This window comes from Klebsiella sp. F11, assembly GCF_056712265.1.
The window spans coordinates 2,957,157-2,971,947 of the sequence record NZ_CM160060.1 but is presented as its reverse complement, the minus strand read 5'-3'; the positions used below and the strand labels follow the sequence as shown (position 1 = coordinate 2,971,947).

The following is a 14,791-nucleotide window of genomic DNA, read 5'->3' as shown; positions in this document are numbered from 1 at the left end:
CGCCATGAGCAACACGCGGATAGCCGATGAACTCAGGACGTTGTTTACCGCCGCCGTGCGCAGCGCGGACCCGCATGCCGTTCTTCTGGCACAGCTGCCGGATAAACCGAGCGGGCGCTGCATTGTGGTCGGCGCCGGAAAGGCCAGCGCGGCGATGGCCGCTGCGCTGGAGGCCGCATGGCCGGACGTCGATATGCAGGGGGTGGTGGTCACGCGCTATGGTCATGCCGTGGCGACGCAGAAGATTCGCATCATTGAAGCCGCGCATCCGGTCTCGGACTCGATGAGCGAAATGGCCTCGATGCTGGTGCTGGAGCAGGTGAAAAATCTCCGTGCCGATGACTGCGTTATCGCCCTGATTTCCGGCGGCGGGTCGGCGCTGCTGGCCCTGCCGCGCCAGGGAATAACTCTGGCGGACAAGCAGGCGGTCAACCGCGCGTTGCTGCAAAGCGGGGCGACGATTACGGAAATGAACATCGTGCGTAAACAGCTCTCCGATATTAAAGGCGGCCGGCTGGCGCTAGCGGCGATGCCTGCGCAGGTCGTGACGCTGATCGTTAGCGACGTGCCGGGGGACGAGCCGCAGGCCATCGCCTCCGGGCCGACGGTGGCGGATAGCAGCAGCCCGCAGGCGGCGCTGGAGATCGTGGCTCGCTATGGCCTCACTCTGCCGCCGCCGGTGCTGGATAGCCTACATACTCCGCGCCCCGCGGTGACGGCGGCGGATATCCGCAGCGAGGTTCGCATGATTGCGACCCCTTCCGGCGCGCTGGAGGCGGCGGCGGAACGGGCACGCGCGCTGGGCTATACGCCGCTGATCCTTGGCGATGCGCTGGAGGGCGAGAGCGCGCAGCTGGGAGTGATGATGGCGGGGATTGCCCGGTCCGTGAAGCACCACGGCTATCCGCTGCGTCCCCCGGCGGTGCTGCTGAGCGGCGGGGAAACGACGGTGACCATCGGTCCTGAGGGGGCGGGGAGAGGCGGGCGCAACAGCGAGTTTCTGCTGGCGCTGGCCTGCGCGCTGCAGGGCGAGGAGGGGATCTGGGCGCTGGCGGGCGACAGCGACGGTATCGACGGTACCGAGGATGCCGCGGGCGCCATCGTCACCCCGGATACGCTGACGCGCGCCAGGCAGGCCGGGCTGGATGCCAGGGCGATGCTGCGCGCCCACGACAGCTACCGCTTTTTTGCCGCGCTGGATGATCTGGTTATCACCGGCCCAACGTTGACCAACGTTAACGATATTCGGGCGATTATCATTACCTGACCCGACGCACCCTGGTCGCGGCGTCATCAGCGACGGCCAGGGAGCGAATCGACGGTAAACGCATAAAAAGTCCTCGCCCGGCCTCCGCTTTCAGGAGCTCAGGAAAATTGACCGGCGCTACTCTTCCGGCGTGTTCGCCCGCACGTGCCGGCCGCTGGCGACAAAGTTGCCGGTGCCGAGATGATGCAGCGTATTGAGCTTATCGTCGTCGAACTGCCAGCGCCCGGTGACGAACGCGCGCTCATCGGCGGCGGCGGAAACCACTTCGCCAAACAGGGTGTCGTACTGCTCCAGGGCGGCGGTTGCCGGCAGCAGCCGACACTCCATCCACGCCAGACACTTCTCTTCAATCAGCGGCAGCCCGAGCTCCGGCCCTTTGACTACCGGAATACCGTAGGCGTTGAACTTATCCTCGTCGCGCCCGCTGATGCTGCCGACCGCGTAGGTCCAGCTGGCGGCGGCCACTCCCGGCACCACGATGCCGAAGATCCCGTTGCGCTCAATTATCTCCCGCGTCCAGGCGCTCTTATCGACCACGATGGCGACGCGCGGCGGCGCGAACTCCACCGGCATCGACCACGCGGCGGCCATCACGTTGCGGCGACCGGATTGAGCGTCGTAGCTGGTTATCAGAATGGTGGGGCCGTGATTGAGCAGGCGGCTGGCGTACTGAAGTTCGACGTGGCGAAAGCGGCTCATATGCGTTCCTTGGTAAATGGGTCTGATGCCAGACCACACGTTAAGCCGCAATGAAACTGTAATCAATACGTCATCGAGGCTCCCTATAGTTGGCGACACTAAGTCCCAAAGAGGATAACAACATGTTAGCTCCCCTGTATTTATCGCAGGTGGGCGCGGCCCGGCGGGTTTTGACCGCCGGTAGAGCATCGCTTTCCCAACGGGGAGGGCGATAATGCGCGCGCTTACCGGCATCAAGCTTGAGGGCGTTTCCTTCGCTTTCGGCGCCAACACCGTTCTCAATAATATCGATCTGCATATCGACGCGGGCAGCATCGTCGCGCTGCTGGGGCCCTCCGGCTGCGGCAAAAGCACGCTCCTGCGCCTGCTGGCCGGGCTCACCGTGCCCGCCAGCGGCGAGATCCGCTTTGGCGACCGCCTGGTGGCGAAAGCCGGCTGGGGGATGGCCCCGGAGCTGCGCGATATCGGCATGGTTTTCCAGGACTACGCCCTGTGGCCGCATATGACCGTGGCGCAAAACGTCGCCTTCCCGCTGCGCATGCGCGGGGTGCCTCGCGGCGAACGCCAGCAGCGGGTCGACGCCGCGCTGGCGCGGGTCGGGCTTACCGGCTTTGCCGAGCGTAAACCCTCCGGCCTCTCCGGCGGCCAGCAGCAGCGCGTGGCGCTGGCGCGGGCAATCGTCGCCGAACCTCGCGTGCTGCTGTTTGATGAACCGCTCTCCAATCTCGACAGCGAGCTGCGCGAGTCGCTGTGCATCGAGATGAGCCGCCTGCTGCGCCAGCTTGGCATCACCGCCGTCTACGTGACCCACGACCGTCGCGAAGCAGAGCTGTTGGCTGACCGCATTGTGCATTTATCGGCGGGCAGCGTTGCTGCCGTCCGCATTGTTACTTCATCCTCAGGGGAACCCGCATGAAATCCATTATGACCTTTAAGAAAGGAGCAGCGCTCGCGATGATGCTGTCGGCTACGATGATCTCCAGCGCCCACGCGCTAACCGTTTATACCGCCGGCCCTGGCACGTTGGCGAAAGGCCTCGCCAGCGGTTACGAAAAGAAAACCGGCGTCAAGGTCAATATCTTCCAGGCCACCACCGGTAAGGTGATGGCGCGGCTTGAGGCCGAGCAGGCCAACCCGCAGGCGGACGTGCTGATCTCCGCCTCGTGGGACACCGCGGAAGATCTCCATGCCCGCGGCTGGCTGCTGGCCTATCAAAGCGCCAACGCCGACAAGGTTCCGGCCAATTTGAAATCGGCCGACTACGTGGCGCAGGGCATTTCGGCGCTGGGGATCGTCTGGAACAGCAAAAGCGGCACGCCGGAACCGAAGGAGTGGCACGACCTCACCGGGGCGGCGTTTAAGGATAAGGTGACCACCCCGGACCCGGCGCTGTCCGGCGCATCCCTGGATTTGCTGATCGGGCTGCAGAACGGGATGGGCGATAAGGCCTGGACGCTGTTTGACGAGCTGAAAAAGAACGGGATGGTGGTCAGCGGGCCGAATGCGCAGGCGGTGACGCCGGTGATGCAGGGCGCCAAGGCGGCGGTATTCGGCGCGGTGGACTACGTCTCTTACGGCAATATCAGCCAGGGCGAATCGCTGAAGGTGATTTTCCCGGCCAGCGGAACGGTGATTGCGCCGCGCCCGATGATGATCCTGAAAACCACCCAGCACGCTGACGATGCGAAGGCCTTTGTGGACTACGTGCTGTCGCCGGAAGGTCAGGCGATGGTGGCCGATGCCTGGCTGATGCCGGCGCGGTCGGACGTCCCGGCGAAGCGCCCGCTGCTGAATGAGCTGAGGGTTCTGCCGACCAGCGGCGACGGCAGCAGCGAACGCCGGGCGGTTCTGACCCGCTTCAATACGCTCTTCGCGCAGTAATCTGCTTTTCTCCTCGCCGTTCCGGGCTCGCGTTGGCCCGAGCGCGGCGGGGGGAATCCCTCGCTTGCAGGAACATACGGTGAATCAAAAACTCATTTCTGGCGTTACGCTAGCGGCGCTGATGGTGCTGGTGGCGCTGCCGCTGTTTTTTATCGTCTTACAGGCGATATTTCCCCACTTCAGCGCCGGTTCGCTGGCCGGCGCCTTTAGCGGCGTCGCGGCGCTGGCTGCCGATCCGCAGCTGCCGGCGATGCTCGGCGGCACTCTGTGGATCGCCTGCGGCGTAGCGCTGGTCAGCGTTGCCATCGGGCTGCCGCTCGGGGTGCTGCGCGGGCTGTTCAATCTGCCGCTGCCGCGCCTTTGGGATCTGCTGTTCTTAATTCCGTTTCTCACGCCGCCCTATATCGCCGCGCTGTCGTGGATGCTGGTGCTGCAGCGCAACGGCTATCTGCAGCAGCTCACCGGCTGGGATCTCAACGACCTGTTGTTCAGCCGCAGCGGGATCGTGCTGGTGATGGCGCTGAATATTTTCCCGGTGGTCTATTTTGCCGTCTCCCGCAGCCTGCTGGCGAGCGGGCAGCGGCTGGCTATCGTGGCGCGGGTACACGGCGCCAGCGCCTGGCGTGCCTTCTGGCATATCACCTTGCCGATGCTCTCTCCGGCGCTGGCGGCGGGCATGCTGCTGGCGTTTACCCTGGCGATCGAGGAGTACGGCGTTCCCGCGGCACTGGGCTCCCGCGCCGGCGTAGTGATGCTGACCGTCGGGATCGAGAAGAAGCTCGCCGACTGGCCCATCGATCTCAACGGCGCCTCGCTGCTCTCGCTGCTGCTGATCGTCGTCGCGCTGCTGGCCTGGTGGCTGCAGCGCCGGCTGGTGGGGGATAAAGAAGTGACCAGCGTGACCGGCAAGCCGGGAGAGAACAGCGGGGCGACGGCGGGCTGGTTTACCGTCCCGGCGCTGCTGCTGATGGCGGCGGTCGCCGGGCTGGCGGTGGCGCTGCCGGTGGCATCGACGGTGATGACCAGCCTGATGGGTACGCTGTCGGGCGGGATCAGCGCGGATAATTTTACCTTTAACCACTTTATTGCGCTGTTTAACCAGCAGGGCGATGCGCTTTCGGCGCTGGGGACCAGCCTTTCTCTGGCGCTGACCTCGGCGCTGGTTGTTGGCTTGCTGGGGCTGGTGGCGGCGTGGCTGGTGCTGATCCAAAAAATACGCGGCAGCGCGATTATCGATGCGCTGTCGCTGATGCCGGCGGCGCTGCCCGGCGTGGTGGTCGGGGTGGGGCTGATTCTGCTGTGGAATCGCCCGTTCTGGCCGGTTTCGCCCTATAACAGCTGGTTTATGCTGCTGCTCTCCTACTGCTGCCTGCTGCTGCCGTGGCCGGTGCGCTACGTGGGCAGCGCGCTGCGCCAGCTCGGCAATAATCTGGAACCGGCGGCCAGGGTGCATGGCGCCTCGCCGCTGCGAGCGCTGCGCCTGATCGTCCTGCCGCTGGTATTTCCGGCGCTGCTGGCGGCGATGCTGATGGTGTTTGCGGTGGCCTCGCGGGAGCTGGTGACCTCCCTGCTGCTGGCCCCGGCGGGCACCCAGACCGTGGCGGTATTTATCTGGCGTCAGTTTGAGCAGGGCTCGGCAGGACAGGGCATGGCGATGGCGACGCTGACCCTGTTAACCGGCCTGACGCTAATGCTGAGCGCCCTGGCGCTGATGCAGCGCAGCGCGCGCTGAGCCTCGCGACCGCACAAAAATACCGGTGGGATGGGAAAAATACGCTATAAATGACGCACACTGATTGCTGGAGACATTGATGAGCCCATTTTTACGCGCCTATTTTTCTCGTCTGGGCTGGACGGGAACCCCTGATGTGTCGATTAACACCCTGCGGACGTTGCATATTCACCACAACAGCGCGATCCCGTTTGAGAATCTCGACGTTCTGCTACCCAGGGAGATCCATCTTGACGATCGGTCGCTGGAAGAGAAGCTGATTAACGCCCGCCGCGGCGGCTACTGCTTCGAGCAGAACGGCCTGTTTGAGCGGGCGCTGAGCGAGATTGGTTTTTCGGTACGCAGCCTGCTGGGCCGCGTGGTGCTGGCGAACCCGCCGCAGATGCCGCCGCGCACCCACCGCCTGCTGCTGGTGGAGGTGGAAGGCGAGCGCTGGATCGCCGACGTCGGCTTCGGCGGGCAAACGCTGACGGCGCCCATTAAGCTGCTGGCGGACGTAGAGCAGCAGACCCCGCACGGCGCTTACCGCCTGCTGCACGAAGGCGAACGCTGGACGCTGCAGTTCAGCCACCATGAGCACTGGCAGTCGATGTACCACTTCGATTTAGGCTGTCAGTTCGCCGCCGATTACGTGATGGGCAATTTCTGGTCGGCCCACTGGCCGCAGTCGCACTTCCGCCACCATCTGCTGATGTGCCGCCACCTGGCTGACGGCGGGAAGATGACCTTAACCAATTTTCATTTCACCCACTGGGATAACGGCCGGTTGGTGGATAAGGTTGATTTGCCCGACGTCGCCGCGCTGTATGAAACGCTGCAAACGCGGTTTGGCCTCGGCGTGAATGATGCGAAGCACGGCTTTAGTGAGGCCGACCTCGCGGCGGTGATGGCGGCGTTTGATACCCATCCGGAAGCGGGTAAATAGCGGTAGCGCCGCCGCCCGGATGGGTTTCCTGCGGGGATCAGCGCCTTGAGCGCACCACCTGGTAGCGGCGGGTCAAGAAACACGTCGTACTGGCGTTCGTAGAAATCGGTTTCATGCTCGGTGCTGGCCGCTTCGTCGATGCGCGGCTAGCAGAAGATGCATTTTCCGACTTGCCGCTTTTCCAGTTGAAGTAGATTTTTTGTTCGGGCAGCCGCTGATTTACATGCGTCAGCCCGGAAGAGAGGCCGGTGAGGGACCAGGGGGCTATTCGGAAGAGGCGAACAGCTCCAGCGTTATATAATGGTTTATATATCGACTAAATGCGGCGTCATCGATCTCTTTCATTCCCAGCGCGTAAATACCGTCCAGGCCGCAGACGAGGGCGATAAGCCGCCAGGCAATATTCTCCGCGCTATCGCCGGGGTGAAACTCCCCGGCCGCGGTGCCGCGCTGAATAATGTTGACCGTCTCTTCGTGCCACAGGTTCATAGTGAGCAGGTACGCCGCTTTGATATCGCTATCGCTGCTGGAAAGCAGCTGCCCTTCGCGCCACAGGCGAATGTACGGCTCCAGTCGGCCATCTTCGCTGCCGAGCATCGAAAACAGACGCTCGTTCCAGCTTGCCGCATCGTCAACCAGCTGGATGGCCAGCATATCCCGAATCAGCTGGACGAAGGCGTGGGCCTTAAGCTCGCCGATGGAGCTGAAGTGGTGGTGCAGTTGCCCGGTGGCGATGCCGGCCTCGCTGGCTATCTGCCGGACGGTCATCGCGCCAAGGCCGCCGCGCAGGGCCACGCGCATCGCCGCCTGCAGGATAACTTCCCGCCGATCTTCCCGACTTAAATAGTTCATATTCTTCCGCCGCACAGTGGTTTTCATTGATGGTAACAAAAAGTTGGACAGTTGTTCAACAATCCGGCAGGATCGCAATCCTGGACGCGTGTCCAACTTAGTTAATTGAGGAAATGTAGTATGTCTCGGCAATGGTTAACGCTAATCGCGATTTTGCTGGTTTATCTGCCAGTGGCGATCGATGCCACGGTGCTGCACGTGGCGGCGCCAACGCTTAGCGTATCCTTGAGTACCAGCAGCAACGAGCTGCTGTGGATCATTGATATCTATTCATTAGTGATGGCCGGCATGGTGCTGCCGATGGGCGCGCTCGGCGACAAAATTGGCTTTAAGCGCCTGCTGCTGCTCGGCAGCGCAATTTTCGGCGTCGCGTCGCTGGCGGCGGCCTTTTCCCCCAGCGCGCTGGCGCTGATTGCCTCCCGGGCGCTGCTGGCCATCGGCGCCGCGATGATCGTTCCGGCGACGCTGGCCGGCATTCGTAACACCTTCGCCGAAGCCCGCCACCGCAATATGGCCCTGGGACTGTGGGCGGCGATTGGCTCCGGCGGCGCGGCTTTCGGCCCGCTGGTGGGCGGAATGCTGCTGGAGCACTTCTACTGGGGATCGGTATTTCTGCTCAACGTCCCCATCGTGCTGGTGGTGATGGCCTTCAGCGCGCGGATGGTGCCTCGGCAGCCCGCGCGGCGTGAGCAGCCGCTGAATATGCTGCAGGCGCTGCTGCTGATTACGGCGATCCTGATGCTGGTCTTTAGCGCCAAAACGGCGCTGAAAGGGCAGCTTGCGCCGTGGATCGCTGGCGCGGTAGCCCTCGCCGGGGCGGGGATGCTGTTCTCCTTCGTGCGCCGGCAGCTCTCGTCGCCGCGGCCGATGGTCGATATGCGCCTCTTTACGCACCGCATTATTTTAAGCGGCGTAATGATGGCGATGACGGCGCTGATTACGCTGGTGGGTTTCGAACTGCTGATGGCGCAGGAGCTGCAGTTTGTGCACGGTAAAACGCCGTTTGAGGCCGGGCTGTTTATGCTGCCGCTGATGGTGGCAAGCGGGTTTAGCGGGCCGATCGCCGGGATGATGGTCTCGCGCCTTGGCCTGCGCCAGGTGGCTACCGGCGGGATGCTGCTAAGCGCGTTCAGCTTCCTCGGGCTGTCTCTGACCGACTTCAGCAGCCAGCCGTGGCTGGCGTGGGGGCTGATGACCCTGCTGGGCTTCAGCGTTGCCAGCGCGCTGCTGGCCTCCAGCGCGGCGATTATGGCCGCCGCGCCAAAAGAGAAGGCGGCGGCGGCGGGAGCGATCGAAACGATGGCCTATGAGCTCGGCGCCGGGCTGGGCATTGCGCTATTTGGCCTGATCCTCAGCCGCAGCTACAGCGCGTCGATTGTGCTGCCGACCGGCGTCGACGGCGGCGCGGCGGAGCAGGCCGCATCCTCTATCAGCGAGGCGATAAAGCTGGCTCAGTCGCTGCCCGCCATTCCGGCCCATGCGCTGGTTGAGGCGGCCAAAACGGCGTTTATCAGCGCCCACAGTATCGTGCTGGCGACCGCCGGCGTCCTGCTGCTGCTGCTGGCGATAGGGATCTGGCGCAGCCTCGCCAAGGCTCCGCCGGTGAATGACGCCCTATAGCCGAAGAGAGAGCCGCTGCGGCCCGGCGCCTGTCGCGGCCGCAGGCACGTCAACGTTGAGCACCGCCAGCGAGCGCTGCTCTCAAATCTCAGAACGGAAGGCTAGCGGCGGGTTGCATACCAGCAGAGCAGGGAGCCGGCGCATACCATGCCGGCTCCCTGCCAGAACGACCACGAGAGGGACGCGCTCAGCAGTACCGCCGCCAGCGCCGATGAGAGCACCGGCGTAAAGTACGATGCCGCCGCCAGCAGGCTGACGTTGCCGTGGAGAATCCCCAGGTTCCACGCCGCGTAGGCCAGCCCCAGCGCTACCGCGACCATCACCAGCTTGATAACCACCGGCCAGCTAAAGACCATCGGCGGCTGCGCGCTGAACAGAAACTTCAGCCACAGGGTCAGGGCGGTTAATAATACGAACAGGGTGATGCCGTTTTTGCCCTTCGCATATTTGGCGGTAACCGTGCAGTAGGCCGCCCAGATAAAAGCGCCGACGAACGCCAGAATATAGCTCAGGGGGCTGGAGACGACGTTGCTGATAATTTCATCGCTATTCAGGCCGTGCTCGCCGCCTAATACCCAGACGACGCCAAACAGCGCAATAAATAAGCCGGGAATTACCAGCCAGGTGCTTTTCTGCTGATTAAAGAGAATGGCGAATAAAATCGTCAGGCTGGGCCACAGATAGTTGACCATACCCACTTCGATCGCCTGCTGGCGGGTGCCGGCAAAGCCCAGCGAAAGCGCGAGGCAGATTTCATAGCTGACGAACAGCAGGCTACCGGCCAGTAAATAGGGGCGCGGGATCTGCCGCAGCTGCGGGAAACCGACGGTAAACACCAGCAAAATACCGCTCAGGCTGTAGATCATCGCCGCACCGCCCACCGGGCCTAACCCTTCGCTCACCCCGCGAATCAAACCGACCATCGTGCTCCACAGCACAATAGCCGCCAGCCCGGTTAATGTTGCCTTCTTCTTTTCCATTTTAAACCTGATGCCAATCCACATTCAGCTTCGATTTATAACACTTTTCTATTCCCCCGGGCCGATATTTTCGCTGGCCTTTAATACCTTGGAGGTAATTAAACTCGCCAGACCTGACTATTAAGGGGGCGAGCGTTTTCGACATTGATTTGACGCAATAAAAACAGGGACATTGCTGTTAGTTTGCCCCCGCAATGAACAAAATTCCTGCATGGAGAAAATCAATGGACGTCAGCCGCAGAAAGTTTTTCAAAATCTGCGCAGGCGGTATGGCCGGAACAACAGCTGCTGCTCTGGGTTTCGCACCCAAAACGGCGCTGGCTCAGGCGCGTAACTATAAGCTATTGCGCGCCAAAGAGATCCGCAACACCTGCACATACTGCTCCGTGGGCTGCGGGCTATTAATGTATAGCCTCGGCGACGGCGCGAAGAACGCGAAAGAAGCGATTTACCATATCGAAGGCGACCCGGATCATCCGGTGAGCCGCGGCGCGCTGTGCCCGAAAGGCGCCGGCCTGCTGGACTACGTGCACAGCGAAAATCGCCTGCGCTATCCGCAATATCGCGCTCCGGACTCCGACAGCTGGCAGCGTATTTCGTGGGATGAGGCCTTCGAGCGCATTGCCAAATTAATGAAAGCCGACCGCGACGCCAACTTTATTGAGAACAACGAACAGGGCGTAACGGTTAACCGCTGGCTTTCCACCGGGATGCTGTGCGCATCCGCGGCGAGTAATGAAACCGGCATGCTGACGCAGAAGTTCGTGCGCTCTCTCGGCATGCTGGCGGTAGACAACCAGGCGCGCGTCTGACACGGACCAACGGTAGCAAGTCTTGCTCCAACATTTGGTCGCGGTGCGATGACCAACCACTGGGTTGATATCAAAAACGCTAACGTCGTGATGGTGATGGGCGGCAACGCCGCTGAAGCCCATCCGGTGGGATTCCGCTGGGCGTTAGAAGCGAAGAACAATAACGATGCGACGCTTATCGTCGTCGATCCGCGCTTTACGCGCACGGCATCGGTGGCCGATATCTATGCGCCGATCCGCTCCGGCACCGACATCACCTTCCTGTCGGGGGTGCTGCTGTACCTGATTGAAAACAACAAAATTAACGCCGAATACGTCAGGCACTACACCAACGCGAACCTGCTGGTGCGCGATGACTTTGCCTTCGACGACGGCCTGTTCAGCGGCTATGACGCGGAAAAGCGCCAGTACGATAGGTCCTCCTGGAACTACCAGTTTGATGAAAACGGCTTTGCCAAACGCGATGAAACCCTGACTCATCCGCGCTGCGTCTGGAACCTGCTGAAACAGCACGTCTCCCGCTATACGCCGGACGTGGTGGAGAACATCTGCGGGACGCCAAAAGCGGACTTCCTCAAGGTGTGCGAAGTGCTGGCCTCCACCAGCGCCGCCGACAGAACCACCACCTTCCTCTACGCGCTGGGATGGACGCAGCACACCGTCGGGGCGCAGAACATCCGCACCATGGCGATGATCCAGCTGCTGCTCGGCAATATGGGGATGGCGGGCGGCGGGGTTAACGCCCTGCGCGGCCACTCCAATATCCAGGGGCTGACCGACCTCGGGCTGCTGTCGACCAGCCTGACCGGCTATCTGACGCTGCCATCGGAAAAGCAGACGGATCTGCAAAGCTACCTGCAGGCCAACACGCCAGAAGCGACGCTGGACGAGCAGGTGAACTACTGGAGCAACTATCCTAAGTTCTTCGTCAGCCTGATGAAATCCTTCTACGGCGACGCGGCGCAAAAAGAGAACGACTGGGGCTTTAACTGGCTGCCGAAATGGGATCAGGCCTACGACGTCATCAAGTACTTCAACATGATGGATAGCGGCAAAGTCAACGGTTATATCTGCCAGGGCTTTAACCCGGTGGCCTCCTTCCCGGACAAAAACAAGGTAGTGCGCAGCCTCAGCAGGCTGAAGTTCATGGTGGTCATCGATCCGCTGGTGACCGAAACCTCCGTCTTCTGGCAGAACCACGGCGAGTCCAACGACGTCGACCCGGCGGCGATCCAGACCGAAGTCTTCCGCCTGCCGTCCACCTGCTTTGCCGAAGAGGACGGCTCCATTGCCAACTCCGGACGCTGGCTGCAGTGGCACTGGAAGGGCCAGGACGCGCCGGGCGAAGCGCGCAACGACGGAGAAATCCTCGCCGGTATCTACCACCGCCTGCGCGAAATGTACCGCGCCGAGGGTGGTAAGGGCGCCGAGCCGCTGCTGCGGATGGGCTGGAACTACAAACGGCCGGACCACCCGGAATCGGAAGAGGTGGCGAAAGAGAACAACGGCTACGCGCTGGCGGATCTCTACGACGCCGGCGGCGCGCTGGTGGCGAAGAAAGGCCAGCTGCTCAATAGCTTCGCGCTGCTGCGCGACGACGGCTCGACCTCATCCTCGTGCTGGATTTATACCGGCAGCTGGACCGAACAGGGTAACCAGATGGCCAACCGCGACAACGCCGACCCATCGGGCCTCGGCAACACGCTGGGCTGGGCCTGGGCGTGGCCGCTGAACCGCCGGGTGCTCTATAACCGCGCGTCGGCGGATAGCAACGGCCGGCCGTGGGACGCGAAGCGGATGCTGATCCAGTGGGACGGCGTGAAGTGGGGCGGGAACGATATTCCGGACTTCAACAGCGCGCCGCCGGGCAGCAGGACCGGGCCGTTTATCATGCAGCAGGAGGGCCTCGGCCGGCTGTTTGCGCTGGATAAGCTGGCGGAAGGTCCGTTCCCCGAGCACTACGAGCCGATGGAGACGCCGCTGGGCACCAACCCGCTGCACCCGAACGTTATCTCCAGTCCGGTGGTGCGTCTGTACGCAGAGGACGCCGTGCGTTTAGGTAAGAAAGAGAGGTTCCCGTACGTCGGCACCACCTATCGCCTGACCGAGCACTTCCACACCTGGACCAAGCACGCGCGGCTTAATTCCATCGCGCAACCGGAACAGTTCGTCGAAATCAGCGAGGGGCTGGCGAAGGCCAAGGGGATTGCCAACGGCGATCGCGTCACGGTCAGCAGCATGCGCGGCTTTATTCGCGCCGTGGCGGTGGTAACTCGTCGCCTGCGGACGCTCAACGTCAACGGCCAGCAGGTGGAAACCGTCGGAATTCCGCTGCACTGGGGTTTTGAAGGGGTGGCCCGTAAGGGCTACATCGCCAATACCCTGACGCCGAACGTCGGCGATTCCAACTCGCAAACGCCGGAGTATAAGGCGTTTCTGGTCAACATCGAGAAAGCGTAAGGGGCGATTCAATGGCGATGGAAACACAGGACGTTATTAAACGCTCCGCGACTAACCCTATGACTCCCGCGCCCCGCGCGCGGGACTTTAAGGCGGAAGTCGCCAAGCTTATCGATGTTTCATCCTGCGTGGGCTGCAAGGCCTGCCAGGTGGCCTGCTCCGAGTGGAACGATATCCGCGATGAGGTGGGGCACTGCGTCGGGGTTTACGATAACCCGGCGGATCTCAGCGCCAAATCCTGGACGGTGATGCGCTTTAGCGAAACCGAACAGAACGGCAGGCTGGAGTGGCTGATCCGTAAAGACGGCTGTATGCACTGCGAAGATCCGGGCTGCCTGAAGGCCTGCCCCTCCGCCGGGGCGATTATTCAGTACGCGAACGGCATCGTCGACTTCCAGCAGGAGAACTGCATCGGCTGCGGCTACTGCATCGCCGGCTGTCCGTTTAACGTCCCGCGCCTCAATCAAGAGGATAACCGGGTCTATAAATGCACGCTGTGCGTTGACCGCGTCAGCGTTGGTCAGGAGCCGGCGTGCGTGAAAACCTGCCCGACCGGGGCGATTCACTTCGGCAGCAAGAAAGAGATGCTGGAGGTGGCGCAGGAGCGGGTCAACAAGCTGAAGGCGCGCGGCTATCCGCACGCCGGAGTGTACAACCCGCCCGGCGTGGGCGGCACGCACGTGATGTACGTGCTGCATCACGCCGACCGGCCGGAGCTGTACCACAAGCTGCCAAACGACCCGACAATTGATACCAGCATCAATCTGTGGAAAGGGGCGCTGAAGCCGCTCTCGGCGCTAGGCTTTGTCGCCACCTTTGCCGGGCTGATTTATCACTACATCGGGATCGGGCCGAACAAGGAAGTGGATGACGATGAGGAGCAACATGATGAGTAAATCGAAGATGATTGTGCGCACGAAGTTTATCGACCGCGCCTGTCACTGGACGGTGGTTATCTGCTTCTTTCTGGTTTCGCTATCCGGGATCGCGTTCTTCTTCCCGACCCTGCAGTGGCTGACGGAAACCTTCGGTACGCCGCAGATGGGGCGCATTCTGCATCCCTTCTTCGGGGTGGTGATTTTTATCGCCCTGATGTTTATGTTCGTCCGTTTTGTGCACCACAACATCCCCGACCGGCAGGATATTCCGTGGCTGAAGGGGATCGTTGAGGTGCTGAAAGGCAACGAGCATAAGGTGGCGCGGGTCGGGAAATATAACGCCGGGCAGAAGATGATGTTCTGGACCATTATGAGCATGATTTTTGTGCTGCTGGTGAGCGGGGTGATTATCTGGCGCCCCTGGTTTGCGCACTATTTCCCGATACAGGTCATTCGCTACGGCCTGCTGATCCACGCGGCGTCGGCGATTGTGCTGATCCACGCCATCCTGATCCATATGTATATGGCGTTCTGGGTGAAAGGGTCGATTAAGGGCATGGTTGAAGGCAAGGTGAGCCGCCGCTGGGCGAAAAAGCACCATCCGCGCTGGTACCGCGATGTCGAACGTCTGGAAGCGAAGAAAGAGAGTTCGCAGGGGATGAAATAGGCCTGCCGCGGAATTCTG

At 61.9% G+C, this 14,791-nt stretch carries 12 protein-coding genes and 1 pseudogene; 9 read left to right on the top strand and 4 right to left on the bottom strand.

Annotated elements, in window-relative coordinates:
• Nucleotides 1–4 precede the first annotated feature (4 nt).
• Nucleotides 5–1,267 carry a glycerate kinase type-2 family protein gene (locus AC1M2H_RS14775; protein WP_480147894.1) on the top strand — a complete coding sequence of 421 codons (1,263 nt, stop codon included), beginning with the start codon at nucleotides 5–7 and terminating at the stop codon, nucleotides 1,265–1,267.
• A 117-nt stretch (nucleotides 1,268–1,384) separates the two neighbouring features.
• On the opposite strand, the gene AC1M2H_RS14770 is transcribed toward AC1M2H_RS14775, so the two are convergent.
• Nucleotides 1,385–1,966, bottom strand: coding sequence for a flavin reductase family protein (locus tag AC1M2H_RS14770; RefSeq protein WP_480147893.1), 582 nt, complete (start codon nucleotides 1,964–1,966; stop codon nucleotides 1,385–1,387).
• 211 nt (nucleotides 1,967–2,177) lie between these two features.
• Between AC1M2H_RS14770 and AC1M2H_RS14765 the strand changes: the two genes are divergently transcribed.
• The 4 genes from AC1M2H_RS14765 (at nucleotide 2,178) to nhoA (ending at nucleotide 6,504) form a co-directional block, all read left to right on the top strand.
• Entirely contained in the window at nucleotides 2,178–2,882 is a 705-nt protein-coding gene (locus AC1M2H_RS14765) for an ABC transporter ATP-binding protein (RefSeq protein WP_480151946.1), read from the top strand.
• Entirely contained in the window at nucleotides 2,879–3,847 is a 969-nt protein-coding gene (locus AC1M2H_RS14760; RefSeq protein ID WP_480147892.1) for an ABC transporter substrate-binding protein, read from the top strand. The genes AC1M2H_RS14765 and AC1M2H_RS14760 overlap by 4 nt, the downstream gene beginning before the upstream one ends.
• A gap of 121 nt (nucleotides 3,848–3,968) precedes the next feature.
• Entirely contained in the window at nucleotides 3,969–5,579 is a 1,611-nt protein-coding gene (locus tag AC1M2H_RS14755) for an ABC transporter permease (RefSeq protein ID WP_480151945.1), read from the top strand.
• 79 nt (nucleotides 5,580–5,658) lie between these two features.
• Nucleotides 5,659–6,504, top strand: a complete 846-nt coding sequence (gene nhoA, locus AC1M2H_RS14750; protein WP_480147891.1) for an N-hydroxyarylamine O-acetyltransferase — start codon at nucleotides 5,659–5,661, stop codon at nucleotides 6,502–6,504.
• Nucleotides 6,505–6,536: 32 nt separating this feature from the next.
• Here nhoA and AC1M2H_RS14745 read toward each other — a convergent pair.
• Together AC1M2H_RS14745 and AC1M2H_RS14740 are read right to left on the bottom strand one after the other, a co-directional pair.
• A pseudogene (locus AC1M2H_RS14745) lies at nucleotides 6,537–6,723 on the bottom strand (4Fe-4S dicluster domain-containing protein); the annotation flags it as partial.
• A 45-nt stretch (nucleotides 6,724–6,768) separates the two neighbouring features.
• Complete coding sequence (locus AC1M2H_RS14740) at nucleotides 6,769–7,356, bottom strand: TetR family transcriptional regulator (protein ID WP_480147890.1); 588 nt, start codon at nucleotides 7,354–7,356, stop codon at nucleotides 6,769–6,771.
• Between the two features lie 120 nt (nucleotides 7,357–7,476).
• Between AC1M2H_RS14740 and AC1M2H_RS14735 the strand changes: the two genes are divergently transcribed.
• Entirely contained in the window at nucleotides 7,477–8,976 is a 1,500-nt protein-coding gene (locus AC1M2H_RS14735; RefSeq protein WP_480147889.1) for a SmvA family efflux MFS transporter, read from the top strand.
• Nucleotides 8,977–9,077: 101 nt separating this feature from the next.
• On the opposite strand, the gene yddG is transcribed toward AC1M2H_RS14735, so the two are convergent.
• The gene (gene yddG / locus AC1M2H_RS14730) at nucleotides 9,078–9,956 is read right to left on the bottom strand and encodes an aromatic amino acid DMT transporter YddG (RefSeq protein WP_480147888.1); all 879 of its coding nucleotides are present in this window, start codon (nucleotides 9,954–9,956) and stop codon (nucleotides 9,078–9,080) included.
• 224 nt (nucleotides 9,957–10,180) lie between these two features.
• Between yddG and fdnG the strand changes: the two genes are divergently transcribed.
• Genes fdnG through fdnI form a run of 3 tightly spaced genes read left to right on the top strand, consistent with a single transcriptional unit; the run spans nucleotide 10,181 to nucleotide 14,773 of the window.
• Nucleotides 10,181–13,228 carry a formate dehydrogenase-N subunit alpha gene (gene fdnG, locus AC1M2H_RS14725; RefSeq protein WP_480147887.1) on the top strand — a complete coding sequence of 1,016 codons (3,048 nt, stop codon included), beginning with the start codon at nucleotides 10,181–10,183 and terminating at the stop codon, nucleotides 13,226–13,228.
• Nucleotides 13,229–13,239: 11 nt separating this feature from the next.
• Complete coding sequence (fdxH, locus tag AC1M2H_RS14720) at nucleotides 13,240–14,124, top strand: formate dehydrogenase subunit beta (RefSeq protein ID WP_480147886.1); 885 nt, start codon at nucleotides 13,240–13,242, stop codon at nucleotides 14,122–14,124.
• Complete coding sequence (gene fdnI / locus AC1M2H_RS14715; protein WP_480151944.1) at nucleotides 14,117–14,773, top strand: formate dehydrogenase-N subunit gamma; 657 nt, start codon at nucleotides 14,117–14,119, stop codon at nucleotides 14,771–14,773. Before fdxH ends, fdnI begins: the two co-directional genes overlap by 8 nt.
• The last annotated feature ends 18 nt before the right edge of the window (nucleotides 14,774–14,791 follow it).